The following is a 16,766-nucleotide window of genomic DNA, read 5'->3' as shown; positions in this document are numbered from 1 at the left end:
TTTTTCAGGGAGTCGCGAGGAGGGGGGATGGGTAAGAAAGTAGCGTTGTTGGGATTTTATGTAGGAGATCAGTACTTTGAGCAATTCTCAAAGAATGATCCTTTTCCACAAGTGGCCGCTTATAAGCTAGAAGGGCGATTTCGGGAGGCCTTGAAAATAGGCGGTGTCGATGTCGAGTCAGTCGCTAGTCTAGCGGTTTCAACTTACCCGCGAAACAAGAGGATTTATTTCCCTGGTGCACGCTTTGTCGATGAGGCCGGTATCCGAGGCGTTGTGACTCCATTGTTGAATTTGCCGATTCTGAAGTTATTCTCACGCTTCTTGGGAGCCATCTTGGCACTCAGTGAGGTAAGGCGTAGAGGACTTGACGCGGTATGTGTGTACGCTGCCCATACACCTAATTTAATGGCAGCTTACTTATTTAAGAAATTTTTCAATGTTCCATTCTTTGTATATGTGCCGGATCTTCCTTCCTTTATGGATATGGGGATGCAGAGGTCGTCATTGTTGAAGTTTTTCAAAAAAATCGATGGGGGCATTATTGATTACCTCATAAGCGCCTCTTCGGGGCTCTTTGTAATCAGCAAATATATGGTTGAAGACAATGCGTCATGGCGTAAGAAACCCTATTGGGTACTTGAGGGGATTGCAGGGAGTACGCTTGCGGATAGATGCGTCAAACAATCCCCTGAGCCCGAGGTGCCGGCCAAGAAGATTATTTTCTACGGTGGAGGTTTGAACAGGGCCTACGGTATTGCGGAACTTGTCGAGGGTTTTATCCAGTCTGATTTGGATTATGAACTTTGGCTTTGTGGTCGCGGCGACTTAGAGGAGTTTCTGATCGATGCCTCGAAAAGATGCCCTGCCGTTAGATATTTGGGAAATATCACCCCCTTAGAAGTATCATCTATTCAGTCTCTATCTGCATTGTTGGTTTTAAGCCGTGACCCACAGGAAACCTATACGCGCTATTCTTTTCCTTCCAAGTTGCTGGAGTATATGGTTAGCGGCGTTCCGGTGCTGACCACGCGCTTGGGTGGAATACCTGATGAATATTTTGAGTTTTTCAATGTGATTGAGGAGTTCTCGATTTCCGGGATCAGCAGTGCTCTGCAGGCCATTGATAACGCAGACCAGCAGCTTTTGTTGCAGAAGGCCGCATGTGGTAAAGTTTGGGCTTTGGAACGCAAATCTAGCGCCGCCGTCGGTCGAAAAATTGTAGATTTTATGGAGAAATATAGTTGACTATTTTTAGCGATAAGAAATTGTTGATCACTGGCGGTACCGGTTCCTTTGGCAATGCGGTGCTGAAGCGCTTCCTTGACTCTGACATTGCTGAAGTTCGGATTTTTAGTCGCGATGAAAAAAAGCAGGATGACATGCGTAAGCATTACGCCAGTTCGAAGCTCAAATTCTATATTGGCGATGTGCGCGACTATCAAAGCGTCTTGAACGCTACCCGAGGTGTTGACTACATTTTCCACGCGGCGGCTCTCAAACAGGTCCCTTCCTGCGAGTTCCACCCAATGGAAGCAGTCAAAACCAACGTGATTGGTACCGAAAATCTGCTCGAGGCCGCTATCCAGAACGAGGTCAAACGGATTGTCTGTCTGAGTACCGATAAGGCGGTTTACCCTATCAATGCTATGGGCATATCCAAAGCGATGATGGAAAAGGTCATGGTCGCCAAATCGCGTAATGCTGATGACGATAAAACCATTATCTGCGGGACCCGTTACGGAAATGTTATGGCGTCAAGGGGGTCGGTCATTCCCCTGCTTATTCAACAGATTCGGGACGGCAAGCCATTGACCCTGACCGATCCGAACATGACCCGTTTCATGATGACACTAGCTGATGCGGTCGATCTGGTCTTGTATGCATTCGAGCACGGAAACAATGGTGATCTGTTCGTGCAGAAGGCTCCTGCCGCAACCGTTGAGGTTCTGGCCAAGGCGCTGACTCAGATGCTCAAAAAACCTGAGCATCCAATTCAGGTTATCGGCACTCGCCACGGCGAGAAGCTGTTTGAGGCACTTCTGAGCCGTGAAGAAATGGCGTGTGCCGAAGATCGTGGCGAATACTACCGTGTGCCACCAGACTTACGCGATTTGAACTACTCGAAATTCGTCGAGCAAGGTGAAGAAAAGATTTCGCGAACTGAAGATTACAACTCCCATAATACAGAACGTCTGGATGTTGAAGGCATGAAACAGTTATTGTTGAAGCTGGATTTCATGCGGGCCATTCAGCGTGGCGAGCACGCAACGCCGGAGGAATGATCGATGAAAGTATTGATCACGGGCTCCAACGGTTTTGTCGGTAAGAACCTCATTGCGCATCTGAATGAGCGGGCGGATGTGGAGGTCGTACCTTTCACTCGGGACGACAACATTTCACAGCTTCCCGAGCTGGTGCGTGATGTGGATTTCATCTTTCATCTTGCTGGTGTAAATCGACCTCAGAGCCCAGAGGAGTTCAAAACCGGTAATACGGATCTGACCAGGGCTTTGTGTGACGCTATAACCGCTGGTGGTAGATCGGTACCCGTGCTTTACACTTCATCCAGTCAAGCGGAATTGGATAATCCATATGGCAGTAGCAAGCGAGGAGCCGAAGACGCCTTGCTTGCCTTGAGCAAACACTCTAATTCTCCAGTGTATTTGTTTCGCTTACCGAATGTTTTTGGGAAGTGGGCGCGTCCAAACTACAACTCTGCAGTTGCTACATTTTGCCATAATATCGTCCACGAATTGCCTATACATATCAATGATCCGCAGGCACTCATCAATCTTGTTTATATTGATGATGTCATTGCTCGGTTTATCGCTACCATGGACGGGCAACTGTCCAATGAGACGTTCGTTGTCGTCGAGCCGCAATACAGTATTAGTGTAGGTGCATTGGCTGATCAGTTACGAGCATTTCGTGATAGTCGGTCTAGCCTGATTACTGAGGCCGTTGGAACAGGGCTGGTTCGCGCTCTTTACTCCACTTATGTCAGCTACCTTCCTCCAGAACGTTTTAGCTATTCGATACCTAAATATGGTGATCCCCGCGGTACATTCGTGGAGATGCTTAAGACCAGTGACAGCGGTCAGTTTTCCTACTTTACGGCGCACCCTGGTGTGACTCGTGGGGGGCATTACCATCACTCTAAAACCGAGAAATTTTTGGTTATCAGGGGGAAGGCATGCTTCCGGTTTCGGCATATCTTGTCTGGTGAGTTCTATGAGCTTTTCACTACAGGAGAGCAGCCAGAAATCGTTGAGACGGTGACGGGGTGGACGCACGACATCACCAATATCGGAGATGACGAAATGATCGTTATGCTTTGGGCTAACGAGATTTTTGATCGTGAGCGACCTGACACGTATGCACGCCCGGTGGGAACTCGGGCGTAGATATCGCAATCTTTGCTAGTGCCGGATAACGGTAGGACGCTTCAGTGGAGAAGTCGCGGGCGTCCTGAGCCTCCGGCTCGTTTTGATAGATCAGGTAGAATTTGAATGAAAAAAATGAAAGTTGTCACGGTAGTAGGAACCCGTCCAGAAATTATCCGTTTGTCCCGGGTGATGGCCAAGCTCGATCAGTATTGTGATCACGTACTGGTTCACACAGGTCAGAACTATGACTATGAACTGAATGAGATTTTTTTCCAGGATCTGGGTATTCGCAAACCTGATCACTTTCTCAATGCTGCGGGCGTAACGGGCGCGGAAACCATCGGCAACGTGATCATCGCTGTCGATCGGGTACTGGCCGAAGTGCAGCCCGAAGCACTGCTGGTGCTGGGTGATACTAATAGCTGCATGGCGGTGATACCTGCCAAGCGCCGCAAGATTCCTACCTTTCATATGGAAGCTGGCAACCGCTGTTTCGACATGCGCGTACCTGAAGAGATTAATCGTCGCATTGTCGATCACACCGCAGATATCAATCTGACTTACAGCACGATAGCTCGTGATTACCTGCTGCGTGAAGGCCTGTCTCCCGACATGGTCATCAAGACAGGGAGTCCGATGTTCGAAGTGCTCAATCATTACCGTGAAGGTATTGAAGCATCGGATGTGCTGGAACGTCTGGGGTTGGAGAAGGGCAAGTTTTTTGTTGTTAGCGCACACCGTGAAGAGAACATTGACTCCGATACTAACTTTGGTAAGTTGGTGGAAGTACTGAATACTGTAGCAGAGCATTATGGCTATCCGGTCATTGTTTCGACTCACCCTCGTACCCAGAAACGCGTTGATGCTATGGGTGTGACGTTCCACAAAAACGTACGTCTGCTCAAGCCTCTTGGCTTCAAGGACTATAATAAACTGCAACTTGAATCCAAAGCTGTTTTGTCAGATAGCGGCACGATCAACGAAGAATCCTCTATTCTGAACTTTCCGGCATTGAATATTCGGGAAGCGCATGAGCGTCCAGAAGGTATGGAGGAGGCCGCCGTCATGATGGTCGGCCTGGAGGTTGAGCGTGCGATGCAGGGCTTGCAGGTATTGGAGGGTCAAGGCCGGGATGAGGAGCGCAGCCTGCGACTGGTAGCAGACTACAGCATGCCGAACGTAGCTGAAAAAGTGGTGAGGATTCTCCATAGCTATCGTGATTATGTAAATAGGGTCGTTTGGAAAAAGTACTAAGTTGAGTTTCGGAATGACTAAGAATAAATTAAAAATCTTGGTGGTTACTCAATATTTCTGGCCAGAGAATATGCGAATAAACGATTTAGTTCGTGATTTTGCTGAGGCTGGCCATGAAGTTACTGTGCTTACAGGATTGCCCAATTACCCTGAGGGCAGCGTTTTTACTGACTACAAGACGAACCCTGCTAATTTTAAGGAGTACTTCGGTGCCCGCTTGATCCGGGTTCCGATTATGCCGAGAGGTAAGCGAAGCCTTACTCTGATTTTTAATTATCTTTCTTTCTTTTTGAGCGCTTCAACGTTAGGTGCTATAAAACTTCGTAATCAGAAGTTCGACGCTATTTTCGTTTATGCGGTGTCACCTATTATGGCTGCGATTCCAGCAGTGATTTTAGGACGAATGAAAAAGACCCCAGTTTTTATCTGGGTGCTTGATCTTTGGCCAGAAACTCTCAGGGCTGTTGGCGTACTTCGGCATCCCACGTTGTTGGCCATGGTTGGGCGAATGGTTTCGTGGATCTATAACCGCGCAGATTATCTGCTACTACAATCAGAAGGCTTTACTGATAATGTAAAGCAATACTGCACTAAAGATATCTCTCTTGAGCGGCTGGTCTATTTTCCAAGCTGGGCGGAGGATGATTTTTCAGTTTCATCGCCAATATCTTCGAGTTTACTCGAGCGTGATGACTCCGTTTTCACAGTCGTTTTTGCCGGGAATTTGGGTGAGGCGCAAGACTTTCCTGCGGTGTTAGACGCCGTAGAGTCATTGAAAGACAGAGTTTCTGTCCGTTGGGTGATTGTGGGAGACGGGCGCATGAGTAAATGGTTGAGCGAGCAAGTTGGGTTAAGAGGCTTGAGTAACGTGTTGCTTTTGGGGCGCCATCCATTGAGTGCAATGCCAGGCCTATTTGCTTGTGCGGACGCGCTCTTGGTTTCATTGAAAACCAACGATGTGTTCGAGAAAACCATACCCGGCAAAGTCCAGGCCTATTTGGCTTCGAGCAAACCAGTTTTGGGCATGATCAATGGTGAGGCCGCAAGGATAATTGAAGAGTCCGGGGCCGGTTTTGCCTGTTCCTCTGGTGATACCCAAGGGCTTGCAAGAATTACGCTGAAGTTGGCAACCACTGATGTCGCTCAACGAGTAATTATGGGCCAAGCCGGCCGTTCCTATTACTTGAGCCACTTTTCGAAACCGACTCTTATGCTCCGTCTGGAAAAACTATTTCGCGATGCGACTTTACGAAAGGCTGCCAAATAATGTCGCACTCTGTATTTCTAACCGGGGCAACTGGTTTCGTGGGTGGGGCAACGCTGAAGCGCTTGGTTGCCGAAAACCGCACAGTTATTGCCGCATTACGTAACGGGTCGAAATTACTCGAGGGTAAGGTCAAGACTGTCCACGTTGACAGTTTTGATGGTGCTACTCCATGGAAAGAGAGCCTTGGTGGTGTAGATGTCGTCATACACGCAGCGGCTCGTGTTCATGTGATGAATGATACTGAGGCTGACCCCCTGGCGGCCTTTCGAAAGATCAATGTCGAAGGTACGTTGAACCTGGCACGCCACGCCGTCAAAGCCGGTGTCCGGCGCTTTATTTTTATCAGTTCCATCAAAGTCAATGGAGAGGGCACACCTGCGGGTGTCGCCTATACGCCGGAAGATATTCCAGCGCCCGCAGACCCGTATGGAGTCTCAAAGATGGAGGCCGAGCAGGGCCTGCGTGAACTTGCCGCTGAAACTGGGATGGAGGTCGTTATCATACGGCCAGTGTTGGTTTATGGCCCTGGGGTCAAGGCCAATTTCCGGAGTATGATGAACTGGCTTGATAAAGGTATTCCTTTGCCTTTTGGAGCGATCCACAACAATCGCAGTCTTGTAGCGTTGGATAATTTGGTGGATTTAATCATCACGTGTATCAGTCATCCAGCGGCCGCCAATCAGACTTTTCTAGTCAGTGATGGTGAAGATCTTTCTACAACACAGCTGCTGCGAAAGATGGCATCGGCTCTTGGTCGACCGGCGCGCCTTTTACCAATACCTTCCTGGGCTTTAAGTGGCACCGCTGCATTAATGGGGAGGAAGTCGCTATCAAACCGTCTGTGTGGGTCGTTGCAAGTCGATATCAGTAAGACGCGCTCCCTGCTGGGATGGTTGCCTCCAGTCTCTGCAGAAGACGCATTGAAAGCCACGGCACAAAATTTTCAGGAAAGTAAAAAGCAATGATCTATTGGTGGCTGATTCCGGCGGTGGCTGGTGTTTCGTTGGTATTGACTGCTGCTTTGCGACGCTATGCTTTGGCTCGCAGCATTATTGATATTCCGAACGCGCGAAGTTCTCACTCTGTACCCACCCCTCGCGGGGGTGGTGTCGCAATTGTCCTGGCATTTTTGCTGGTACTGCCAATTCTTGCTTGGGCTCAGTTGGTAACCGTGCCGGTATTAGTCGCAATAGGCGGTGCGGGTGCATTGGTAGCGATCGTCGGTTTTATGGATGATCACGGTCATATTGCTGCTCGTTGGCGCTTGCTTGGACATTTTTGTGCCGCGGCGTGGTCCTTGTTCTGGTTGGGAGGTTTACCCCCAGTTTCCGTGTTTGGCATGAGCCTCGACCTTGGTTGGATCGGTTGTATTCTGGCCGCATTCTATCTTGTCTGGATGCTCAATCTGTACAACTTCATGGACGGCATCGATGGTATTGCCAGTGTAGAGGCAATTTCGGCCTGCTTCGGCGCTTGTCTGCTTTATTGGTTTGGCGGATTCGAGAGCCTGATGTGGGTTCCGGCGTTGTTGGCTATGGCGGTCGGAGGATTTCTGTTCTGGAACTTCCCTCCCGCGCGCATTTTTATGGGGGACGCAGGAAGCGGGTTTTTAGGTGTGGTGCTCGGTGTGATCTCGATCCAGGCCTCCTGGGTTTCGCCGCAACTGCTCTGGGCCTGGTTGATCTTGCTAGGGGTATTTATTGTTGACGCGACCTTCACCCTGATTCGGCGCCTTGTGCGTGGCGATAAGGTTTATGAAGCGCATCGCAGTCATGGCTATCAGTTCGCTTCACGCAAGGTAGGTCGTCATCTGCCGGTGACACTGGGTGTTGTGGTGATAAATCTAGTCTGGCTGCTTCCGATCGCCTTCTGTGTCGGAGTATTGGGCCTCGATGGTTTGCTCGGCCTAGTGTTGGCCTATGTCCCTCTCGTTTTGCTCGCTGTCAAATTTCACGCTGGTGAACTGGAGAAAGCAAATTAATGTGCGTTTCTTTTCAGTTGATTAGGTCATGACAGCTGTCCCAGTGGTTAAATATCTGGATATCTGACATTAGGTATTTAGTGCTAGAGGCTTCCAGGAGTGCGAAAGAGGTTTATGGATAATATACGGGTATATTTGTTAAGCCTTCCCCGACGCCGCAAGCGTATTTTGCAAGTCATATCTGATTGCGTGCTTGTTTGGCTGGCATTGTGGATGTCATTCGTCGTGCGATTGGGCATAGACGACATGATAAATCCATTTACTCAACACTTTTGGCTATTTTTGGCCGCTCCGATTATAGCGATTCCTCTCTTTATTCGGTTCGGTTTGTACCGGGCGGTAATGCGCTATTTTGGTAACGATGCCCTAATTGCGATTATCAAGGCTGTCAGCCTCTCTTCGTTGATTCTTGGGGTCGTGGTTTTCTGGTACAGCAACCATGAAAATGTTGTGCCTCGCTCGATCATTTTCAACTACTGGTGGCTAAGCCTCATCATGGTAGGCGGATTGCGCCTGGCCATGCGCCAGTATTTTCTGGGGGACTGGTTCTCTGCCGCTCAGCATGTGCCATTTACCAATCGGGACGATGGGCTGCCTCGCGTCGCAATCTATGGTGCCGGTGCTGCTGGCAATCAGTTGGTTGCAGCCCTGCGCATGGGGCGGGCCATGCGCCCGGTGGCGTTCATTGATGATGACAAAAGCATTGCCGAACGCGTGATTTCCGGCTTGCAGGTCTATAAGCCCAAGCATATTCAACGCATGATAGACGTCACTGGAGCGCAAGAAATCTTGTTGGCGGTGCCGTCGGCGAATCGCGGACGCCGCCGTGAAATTCTTGGCTTTCTGGAAAGATTTCCGCTACACGTACGAAGCGTTCCCGGCTTCATGGATCTTGCCAGCGGCCGGGTCAAGGTAGATGACATTCAGGAAGTCGATATCGCCGACCTGCTCGGCCGCGACACAGTGCCGGCACAGGGCGACCTACTTGAGCATTGCATCAAAGACCAATCGGTTCTGGTCACGGGAGCCGGTGGTTCTATCGGTTCCGAGCTTTGTCGCCAGATTCTGGCATTGCAGCCCACCACGCTTTTATTGTTCGAACACAGTGAATTCAATCTTTACAACATTCTGTTGGAGCTGGAGCAACGTATCGCACATGAGTCGCTATCGGTGCGTCTGTTGCCGATTCTAGGTTCTGTACGTAATCAGGATAAGATGCTGGATGTGATGAAAACCTGGCGTGTGGATACGGTATATCACGCTGCCGCGTACAAGCATGTCCCGATGGTCGAACATAATATCGCCGAAGGGGTATTGAACAATGTAATTGGCACGTTGAATACCGCTCAGGCGGCTCTTCAAGCGGGTGTATCGAACTTCGTGCTCATCTCCACAGACAAGGCTGTGCGTCCTACTAATGTGATGGGCAGTACAAAACGCTTGGCGGAACTGACGTTGCAGGCATTGAGCCGGGAAGTGGCACCAGTGATGTTTGGTGACAAGACCAATGTGTCTCAAGTTAACAAAACACGGTTTACCATGGTGCGTTTCGGCAATGTCCTGGGGTCGTCCGGCTCGGTGATTCCGCTGTTTCACAAGCAGATCAAGTCGGGTGGGCCGCTGACGGTCACTCATCCGAAGATCACTCGTTATTTCATGACCATTCCCGAAGCCGCGCAACTGGTGATTCAGGCAGGCTCAATGGGGCAGGGGGGAGATGTTTTCGTCCTGGACATGGGCGAGCCAGTGCGGATCGTCGAACTTGCCGAGAAGATGATTCATTTATCCGGGTTGAGTGTCCGTTCGGAAAAAAATCTGCATGGTGATATCTCTATTGAGTTCACCGGGCTGCGTCCGGGCGAAAAACTCTACGAAGAGTTATTGATCGGCGACAATGTGGCCGCCACTCAGCACCCGATGATCATGAGTGCCAACGAGGATCACCTGCCTTGGGATGTGCTTAAGTCAAAGCTGACTGAGTTGCTCAAAGCGGTTGAACAGGACGACTACGCGCGTGTTCGCCAATTGCTGCGCGATACCGTCAGCGGCTACACCCCCGACGGCGATATCGTCGACTGGATCTACCAGCAACGTCGCCTCGAACCCTGATTGTTTCACATCCTGTAACGGACACATTTTTGACAGGCTCCAGACATCGCCTAAGTTTAGAAGGCAGCTTCGGAAAAGCTGCTTTCTCAATCGATGTCATGGAGCGTCATTTATGCGTACTGGCTATTTCTACTCTCTGGTTTTCGCCCTGCTCACCAGCGCCTCTATTGCGGCCATTGCTGCGCCGACGGCCAAGCCAGAGGCTGGCAATCCACCCTTAGTGCTGGAAGTTTCTCCCAAGACGCAGTCCGGCAAGGTCGATCTGAATCAGGCCGATGCGCCAACCCTTCAGCGCGAGTTGTCTGGTGTGGGTGAAGCCAAGGCCAAGGCGATTGTTGCTTATCGTGTGGGTAATGGGCCGTTTGCGTCGGTGGACGAGCTGCTTGAAGTGAAGGGGATCGGTAAAGCGATTCTGGATAAGAATCGCGAGAAGCTTGAGGTGAACTAAGCTTATACGTCAGCGCCAGGGGCCGGTCATTGATCGGCCTTTTTGCTTTCTGGCGAACGCTGGGAGGGTGCGCCTTCTGTCGATACGTGAAAAATTACGGCTATCATATACGCCTTAAATTATGCCTATAATAAATCGGTTTTCCGCCAAGCGCTCTGAGCCTCAGGCGCTTGTCTTTCCCTTAGGCATTTCCCAGGAGCACAGTCATGAACTCTGTCCAGTCCCAAGGTACCGCCCTCGTCACCGGTGCTTCTTCCGGTATCGGTGCGATTTACGCCGAGCGATTGGCGGCGCGTGGTTTTGATTTGTTATTGGTCGCCCGTGATCAAGAGCGGCTGGAAGCTGCGGCGAGCAAGTTGCGCGCCGAGCATGGCGTTCAGGTCGAGGTGCTCAAGGCGGATCTGACGCAAAAGGATGAGGTGCTAAAGCTTGAACAGCGTCTTCGCAGTGATTCGAGTATCAGCCTGTTACTGAACAACGCCGGGGTTGCAGCGGATGGTTTGTTGGCCAATGCCGACATGGATCAGCTGGAACGTTTGATTCAACTGAACGTGACAACGGTCACGCGGTTGGCCTCGGCAGCGGCCGCCAGTTTTGCCAAGGCGGGCCGCGGGACGATTATCAACATTGCATCAGTGGTTGCGTTGTTCCCAGAGCGTTTCAATGCAACTTACAGCGCCAGCAAGGCTTATGTGTTAAGTCTGACTCAATCGTTGAACGCCGAACTGGAGGGCACCGGGGTCAAGGTGCAGGCCGTGTTGCCAGGTGTAACGCGCACCGAAATCTTCGAGCGCTCCGGTTTCGATGCTACCCAGATTCCGGCGGATATGGTCATGGAAGCCGATGATATGGTCGATGCTGCGTTGTCGGGTCTGGATCAGGGTGAGTTGATCACCATTCCTTCGTTGCCGGATGTGGCCGACTGGGATGCCTTCGTTGCGGCGCGTCTTGTCATGGCGCCGAATCTTTCCAAGAGTAAGGCCGCCGCGCGTTACACGTGAGGCGTCATGAATCGGCTTGAGGTATTTGCGGTATGAGTGATCGTCGAGTAGTGGTAACGGGCATGGGGTTGGTGTCGCCATTGGGTTCTGGCGTCGAAGCCGTCTGGTCGCGTCTGTTGGCTGGACGTTCCGGGTTGCGCAATTTACCGGATGAGGTGGTGGCCGATTTGCCGGCCAAGGTCGGGGGTGCAGTGCCGACGCTGGCTGACGATCCCGAGGCGGGTTTTGACCCGGACCGGGCGACGGCGCCCAAAGAGCAGAAGAAGATGGACCGCTTTATTCTGTTCGCCATGGAAGCGGCGCGTCAGGCGCTGGAGCAGGCCGGTTGGCACGCGGCGGACGCCAATGCTCAGGAGCGTACGGCAACCATTATCGGCTCCGGCGTGGGTGGTTTCGGGGCGATAGCCGATGCGGTGCGTACCACGGACAGCCGTGGGCCGCGACGCTTGTCACCGTTCACCATTCCTTCATTTCTGGTTAACCTCGCCGCGGGTCATGTGTCGATCCAGCACGGTTTCAAGGGCCCATTGGGTGCGCCGGTGACCGCTTGCGCGGCCGGGGTCCAGGCGATTGGTGATGCGGCGCGGTTGATTCGTTGTGGTGAGGCAGACATCGCGATATGTGGCGGCGCAGAAGCGGCGATCGATCGCGTCAGTCTCGCCGGGTTTGCCGCTGCTCGCGCCTTGTCCAGCGGTTTCAACGACACCCCGGAACGTGCCTCGCGGCCGTTCGACAGTGACCGCGATGGCTTCGTCATGGGGGAGGGCGCTGGCCTTCTGGTGATCGAATCCCTGGAACATGCCTTGGCTCGTGGTGCTCAACCGTTGGCGGAGCTGGTCGGTTATGGCACCAGTGCAGATGCCTATCACCTGACGGCAGGTCCCGAGGATGGCAGCGGTGCGCGACGGGCGATGTCGCTGGCATTGGCCCAGGCAGGCATTTCGCCGGCACAGGTGCAGCATCTCAATGCTCACGCAACCTCGACCCCGGTCGGGGACTTGGGAGAGTTGGCGGCCATCAAGGCGTTGTTCGGCGCGGATAACAAAATCGCTGTGACATCGACCAAATCGGCCACCGGACATTTGCTCGGTGCCGCGGGCGGTATCGAGGCGATCTTCACGCTGTTGGCAATTCGCGATCAGGTCGTACCGGCCACCCTCAACTTCGACAACCCGGACCCCGCCGCCCAAGGCGTGGACATCGTCCACGGCCAGGCGCGGCCGATGGCTATCGAATACGCGCTGTCCAACGGCTTCGGGTTTGGTGGGGTGAATGCCAGCGTGCTGTTCAAGCGCTGGGAGGGTTAGTCCCGGGGTTGTTTGAGATAGGCGCGAGTCACGTCGAGAATCCGCTGAGCCAGCTCGGGATTCTCGACACTGCGTGACAGCAGTAACGCCCCGACCAGTGTCGACATGATGACGATGCTTTGGTCGGCGGCGTCCTCGTCTTCAAGCGTGCCTTGCACTTGTTCAAGCCGTGCGTTGAGCACCACGTCAGTGGTCGGGCTTTGCTGCCCGCGCAGGCCGAGTTCCGATGACATGGTCGGCAACGGGCACCCCTCATCGGGTGAAGTCTGGTGCCATTCGGACAAATAGGCGTCGATGAACGCTTCCAGCGGACGATCCTGGGCGAAGAGCTCGGCGCAAATCACATCGACCTGCTCGCCCGCGGCTTGCAAAGCCTTTTCCACCAGTTCGTCCTTGGATTTGAAATGCGAGTAGAAGCCGCCGTGAGTCAGGCCCAGTGCTTTCATCAGCGGTTGCAGACCTGTCGCGCCAATGCCATCGCGGCGAAAGCGCGCTGACGCTTCCTTGATGATGCGTTGGTGGGTCTGGGCTTTATGGTCCTGCGAGTAACGCATCGGGTATCTCCGCAACAATGCGCCATATTAACCAATGAAAATGGGATGGTGATTGTACTTCTACTTCTAAAAAGCATGCAGATGAGTCCAACTCCGTCCGGCTGCGTTGAACGAACTGGCACGAATAGTGATTACTCATTAACTGACGATTGTTGAACAATCACGAGGCGATGAGTATGAACAGCGGACTGTCCCTGGCTGACCAGATCACCCTTGAGTTGCGCGCTGACATCATTGGCGGCCGTTTGCTGCCGGGCATGGCGTTGGTGGAAAACGATCTGGTGTCCGCCTACAACGCCTCCCGCAATACCATTCGCGAAGCGCTGCATCGCCTGGGGCAGGAAGGACTGACCCGTTATGTGCGCAACAAGGGCGTGATGGTGCGCAGATTGGGCGTCGAGGACGTGCGAGATCTGTTCAAGGTCAGGCGCACTCTGGAGTTGCAGGCCATCAGCGCGAGTCAGCCGCTGCGCGACTATCAATCCGACCGGATGCTCGAAGCCCTGGAAGCCACCGAGCTCGCCCGGGAGCGCGAAGACTGGCGCGCCGTCGGCACCCACAGCCTGGCCTTTCATCAACACATCGTCGGATTGCTGCGCAGTCCGTTGTTCGACGAATTCTTCACCAGCGTCGTCGCGCAATTGCGCCTGGTGTTCTGCACCGCCCCCGATGAGTCACGTTTTCAGGCGCCCTGGCTGGCGCGTGACCGGCAGATTCATGAGTTGTTGGCCGAGGGCGACAAACCCGCGGCCGAGGACGCCATGAGCCTGTATCTCGACGATTCCGAACACCTCCTGTTGCAGATGCTTACCCGTTCTTCCCATCACTGATCGAGGATTCGTGCCATGTACAAAGACTATCCGGCGGCCTATCAAGTCAGCAAAGGTTCCGCCTTGCAGGTGGACAAAGCCTTCTACGAACGGATCCGCGACAAGAAGGACGGGCGCACGCTGATCGAGGAATTCGAGGTGCCGATCCGTACCGGTCGCGCCTGGAAAGTACCGGCCGGGCATGTGTTCCGGGTGACCACCCCCGTCGGCCCGCAAGTCGGGGATTTCAACGTCTGGAATGCCAACGACCCACGGGAGCGTTTGTGGGCGGCGCGGACCCGGCAGTTACAGGGCGCACACGTCAGCACCCATGACCGGCTCTGGTCGAACCTGCCTTTTCTGCGGCCGCTGGTGACCATCACCGATGACAGCCTGGCCGGTTACGGCATCGACGAACATGGCGGTCGTTTGCACGATTTGCTCGGCACCCGCTGCGACCCTTATGTGAACAAAATGCTCACCGGCGAAGACTTCCACCATCACTGCCACTCGAACCTGACTCGCGCGGTGCTGCCTCATGGGCTGACCGAATTCGACGTGCATGATGTGCTGAACATCTTCCAGTGCACGGGCCTGAATCACGACGACATGTACTTCATGAAAGCCTGTCCGGCGCAGAAGGGCGATTACCTGGAGTTTTTTGCCGAAATCGATCTGCTGTGTGCGCTCTCGACCTGCCCGGGCGGTGATCTGTCGCTGGCCATGTGGGGGCCGGATGCGCAGGACCCACTAAGCGTGTGTCGCCCGCTCGGGGTGGAGATTTATCGGTTGGAGGATTCGTTGCTTGAGGGCTGGAGCCAGCCGGAACGGGCTGCATACAAAGGGCTGCATGGCCTGCACATCGCCAAGGCCGATTGGGAAAAGTAGAAACGCAAAACCCTGTCATTCAATGTGAATGACAGGGTTTTGTTTTAGCGGTCCTGCGCATCCTTGGCATCCGCTTGCGCGTTGCGTTCAGCGACGCGTTTGCGTTGCTCCTCGGTCAGTTCGACCTTGTTGGCGGTGTCACGCAGCATCATCAAACCACCAACGATCGAGCCAATTGCAACGATCAGAATCAACCAGGCATACCAGGGCATAGGGCTCTCCTTGAGGGCAGGCCGATTGGCGGATTTCGCCAATCGATCGTGCATACCACTTTGAGCGATTAATTTTCGCAGTGGTTCCATTCTATGCCTGTTCTGACAGCCGCACTTCGCCTGTTTAGGGCCCTGTCAGCATCGCGTCCGCCGGCGCATCGGCACGCAGTTGCGCCGTGAGCATGAAGTACACGAAACCCGCTGCCATGAAGCCCAGGAAGATCAACCCGATCAGGGTGTTGAACCAGGCCATCGCCACCAGGCAGACCACTGCGAGCACCAGCGCAATGAGCGGCACCAGCGGATAGCACGGCGCGCGAAAGGTGCGCTCCAGATTCGGTTCGGTTTTGCGCAGTTTGAACAGGCTGAGCATGCTCATGATGTACATCACGATCGCCCCGAAGACCGCCATCGTGATCATCGCCGCCGTCAGCGTCATGCCGCCCAGGTTGATCAAACCATCGCTATAAATCGCGGCAATGCCGATCACGCCACCGGCGATGATTGCCCGGTGCGGGGTCTGAAAGCGTGACAACTTGGCCAGGGACACCGGCAGATAACCGGCCCGGGCGAGGGCGAAGAACTGCCGCGAGTAGCCGAGGATGATCCCGTGGAAACTTGCCACCAGGCCGAACAGGCCGATCCACACCAGCATGTGTAACCAGCCCGAGCTTTCGCCAACCACGGTTTTCATCGCTTGCGGCAGCGGGTCGTTGATGTTCGACAAGGTGCGCCAGTCACCGACGCCGCCGGCAAAGAACATCACGCCCATCGCCAGTAATACCAACGTCAGAATGCCGCTGATGTAGGCCTTCGGAATCGTGCGTTTCGGATCTTTGGCTTCTTCGGCGGCCATGGCGGCGCCTTCGATGGCCAGGAAAAACCAGATAGCGAACGGAATTGCCGCGAACATCCCGGCAATCGCCGGCGCACCGAACACATCGGAACCGGCCCAGCCGTTCAGCGCGAAGTTACTGAAGCTGAACGCCGGGGCGACCACGCCCATGAACACCAGCAGCTCGGCCACTGCGAGAACGCAGACAACCAGTTCGAAGGTTGCGGCCAGTTTCACCCCGAGGATGTTCAGGCCCATGAACACAATGTAGGCACCGACCGCTGCGTGTTTCGGATCAAGCGCTGGAAACTGCACGTTCAGATACGCACCGATCGCCAGAGCGATGGCCGGCGGGGCGAAGACAAACTCAATCAGTGTCGCCAGCCCCGCGATCAATCCGCCTTTCTCGCCAAAGGCGCGGCGGCTGTAGGCAAAGGGACCGCCAGCGTGAGGAATCGCGGTGGTCAGCTCGGTGAAACTGAAAATAAAGCAGGTGTACATCGTGGCGACCATGAAGGACGTCACCAGAAAACCGAGTGTGCCTGCCACGCCCCAACCATAACTCCAGCCGAAGTATTCACCGGAAATCACCAGCCCGACCGCAATGCCCCACAAGTGCAACGTGCCCAGCGTGGGTTTGAGTTGTGTGTTCATGCGTTGCTCCCTGAACGGTTTGGAAAGCTCGGGGGAGGGCGTTTGCAGTGGGCGTGCCAGT

At 53.7% G+C, this 16,766-nt stretch carries 16 protein-coding genes; 13 read left to right on the top strand and 3 right to left on the bottom strand.

Features of this window, described 5'->3' with window-relative positions; all coding sequences use genetic code 11:
• Positions 1 to 27: 27 nt before the first annotated feature.
• The 11 genes from DFS28_RS16930 to fabF all read left to right on the top strand — a co-directional run bounded on the left by DFS28_RS16930 (position 28) and on the right by fabF (position 12,753).
• Entirely contained in the window at positions 28 to 1,245 is a 1,218-nt protein-coding gene (locus DFS28_RS16930; protein WP_111450704.1) for a glycosyltransferase, read from the top strand.
• Between the two features lie 2 nt (positions 1,246 to 1,247).
• Positions 1,248 to 2,282 carry a polysaccharide biosynthesis protein gene (locus DFS28_RS16925; RefSeq protein ID WP_111450770.1) on the top strand — a complete coding sequence of 345 codons (1,035 nt, stop codon included), beginning with the start codon at positions 1,248 to 1,250 and terminating at the stop codon, positions 2,280 to 2,282.
• Positions 2,283 to 2,285: 3 nt separating this feature from the next.
• On the top strand, positions 2,286 to 3,404 hold the full coding sequence (locus DFS28_RS16920; protein WP_111450703.1) for an NAD-dependent epimerase/dehydratase family protein: 1,119 nt from the start codon (positions 2,286 to 2,288) through the stop codon (positions 3,402 to 3,404).
• A 105-nt stretch (positions 3,405 to 3,509) separates the two neighbouring features.
• Complete coding sequence (wecB, locus tag DFS28_RS16915; protein WP_111450702.1) at positions 3,510 to 4,640, top strand: non-hydrolyzing UDP-N-acetylglucosamine 2-epimerase; 1,131 nt, start codon at positions 3,510 to 3,512, stop codon at positions 4,638 to 4,640.
• Positions 4,641 to 4,653: 13 nt separating this feature from the next.
• Positions 4,654 to 5,907, top strand: coding sequence for a glycosyltransferase family 4 protein (locus DFS28_RS16910; protein ID WP_111450701.1), 1,254 nt, complete (start codon positions 4,654 to 4,656; stop codon positions 5,905 to 5,907).
• Positions 5,907 to 6,872, top strand: a complete 966-nt coding sequence (locus DFS28_RS16905) for an SDR family oxidoreductase (protein WP_111450700.1) — start codon at positions 5,907 to 5,909, stop codon at positions 6,870 to 6,872. Before DFS28_RS16910 ends, DFS28_RS16905 begins: the two co-directional genes overlap by 1 nt.
• Positions 6,869 to 7,888: a glycosyltransferase family 4 protein gene (locus DFS28_RS16900; RefSeq protein WP_111450699.1), complete on the top strand. Its 1,020-nt coding sequence runs from the start codon at positions 6,869 to 6,871 to the stop codon at positions 7,886 to 7,888. Before DFS28_RS16905 ends, DFS28_RS16900 begins: the two co-directional genes overlap by 4 nt.
• A gap of 114 nt (positions 7,889 to 8,002) precedes the next feature.
• Entirely contained in the window at positions 8,003 to 9,997 is a 1,995-nt protein-coding gene (locus tag DFS28_RS16895; protein WP_111450698.1) for a nucleoside-diphosphate sugar epimerase/dehydratase, read from the top strand.
• 112 nt (positions 9,998 to 10,109) lie between these two features.
• Positions 10,110 to 10,445, top strand: a complete 336-nt coding sequence (locus tag DFS28_RS16890; protein WP_111450697.1) for a helix-hairpin-helix domain-containing protein — start codon at positions 10,110 to 10,112, stop codon at positions 10,443 to 10,445.
• A gap of 206 nt (positions 10,446 to 10,651) precedes the next feature.
• Positions 10,652 to 11,446, top strand: coding sequence for an SDR family oxidoreductase (locus tag DFS28_RS16885; protein WP_111450696.1), 795 nt, complete (start codon positions 10,652 to 10,654; stop codon positions 11,444 to 11,446).
• 32 nt (positions 11,447 to 11,478) lie between these two features.
• Positions 11,479 to 12,753, top strand: coding sequence for a beta-ketoacyl-ACP synthase II (fabF, locus tag DFS28_RS16880; protein ID WP_111450695.1), 1,275 nt, complete (start codon positions 11,479 to 11,481; stop codon positions 12,751 to 12,753).
• On the opposite strand, the gene DFS28_RS16875 is transcribed toward fabF, so the two are convergent.
• Positions 12,750 to 13,307, bottom strand: coding sequence for a TetR/AcrR family transcriptional regulator (locus DFS28_RS16875; RefSeq protein ID WP_111450694.1), 558 nt, complete (start codon positions 13,305 to 13,307; stop codon positions 12,750 to 12,752). The genes fabF and DFS28_RS16875 overlap by 4 nt on opposite strands.
• A gap of 176 nt (positions 13,308 to 13,483) precedes the next feature.
• Here DFS28_RS16875 and DFS28_RS16870 point away from each other — a divergent pair, with 176 nt between their 5' ends.
• Together DFS28_RS16870 and DFS28_RS16865 are read left to right on the top strand one after the other, a co-directional pair.
• Positions 13,484 to 14,137 (top strand): GntR family transcriptional regulator, encoded by a 654-nt coding sequence (locus DFS28_RS16870; protein ID WP_111450693.1) that lies wholly within the window; start codon positions 13,484 to 13,486, stop codon positions 14,135 to 14,137.
• 15 nt (positions 14,138 to 14,152) lie between these two features.
• A complete protein-coding gene (locus DFS28_RS16865) occupies positions 14,153 to 15,004 on the top strand; it encodes a DUF1989 domain-containing protein (RefSeq protein WP_008148761.1) in 852 nt (283 codons plus the stop codon).
• Positions 15,005 to 15,048: 44 nt separating this feature from the next.
• Here the strand turns inward: DFS28_RS16865 and DFS28_RS16860 are convergent, their stop codons facing one another.
• Together DFS28_RS16860 and eat are read right to left on the bottom strand one after the other, a co-directional pair.
• Positions 15,049 to 15,216 carry a DUF2897 family protein gene (locus DFS28_RS16860; RefSeq protein WP_111450692.1) on the bottom strand — a complete coding sequence of 56 codons (168 nt, stop codon included), beginning with the start codon at positions 15,214 to 15,216 and terminating at the stop codon, positions 15,049 to 15,051.
• 124 nt (positions 15,217 to 15,340) lie between these two features.
• A complete protein-coding gene (eat, locus tag DFS28_RS16855; protein WP_111450691.1) occupies positions 15,341 to 16,705 on the bottom strand; it encodes an ethanolamine permease in 1,365 nt (454 codons plus the stop codon).
• Positions 16,706 to 16,766 lie beyond the last annotated feature (61 nt).

It is taken from the genome of Pseudomonas sp. 478 (assembly GCF_003254125.1).
Lineage (GTDB): Bacteria > Pseudomonadota > Gammaproteobacteria > Pseudomonadales > Pseudomonadaceae > Aquipseudomonas.
The sequence above is the reverse complement of the archived record's forward strand: the minus strand, read 5'-3'. Positions and strand labels throughout refer to the sequence as shown.